The 558-nt window shown below is 56.6% G+C and carries 1 tRNA gene and 1 rRNA gene; both read left to right on the forward strand.

The window, feature by feature from the left end:
* Positions 1-111: 111 nt before the first annotated feature.
* Positions 112-226, forward strand: a 5S ribosomal RNA gene (gene rrf, locus IFT66_RS23340).
* A gap of 255 nt (positions 227-481) precedes the next feature.
* Positions 482-558: transfer RNA gene (locus IFT66_RS23345), tRNA-Met, on the forward strand.

Consider the following 558-nt stretch of genomic DNA (forward strand, 5'->3'; position numbering starts at 1 on the left):
CGGCAAACAAAGACGTGTTCAACTAAGACAAAAGGGGGTTCGCCCCCGCCAGCTTCTCGATAAAGCGTTGCAATGGTCGCCCATTGCCACGCATACATTGCCCTTAATCGACCTGGTGGTCATTGCGGGGTGGCTGCACCCGTTCCCTTTCCGAACACGGCCGTGAAACACCCCTGCGCCAATGGTACTCCGTCTTAAGACGCGGGAGAGTAGGTCGCTGCCAGGTCTATTAAAGGCAATGCCATCCATAAGGATGGACCAAACAATCTTCTCACACATAACAAACCGGCCCCTGGCCAAACCAAGGGCCGCTCCCAAAGCGGCCTTTTGTCGTTGCTGGGGTTTAACGAAATAACGGGACGTTCGGTCTGTAGCCGGTGCGTCCCTCAAAGGAGACAAATCCTTCGGATTTGCTCCGGCACAGGCATCACGGCATGGCCGTGACGCAGACGCGAAATTTGGCAATGCCAAATTCGCTTGGCGCGGGGTGGAGCAGCCCGGTAGCTCGTCAGGCTCATAACCTGAAGGCCGCAGGTTCAAATCCTGCCCCCGCAACCA

The sequence above is a fragment of the Rhizobium sp. CFBP 13726 genome, from assembly GCF_014841925.1.
Classification (GTDB): Bacteria; Pseudomonadota; Alphaproteobacteria; order Rhizobiales; family Rhizobiaceae; genus Neorhizobium; species Neorhizobium soli.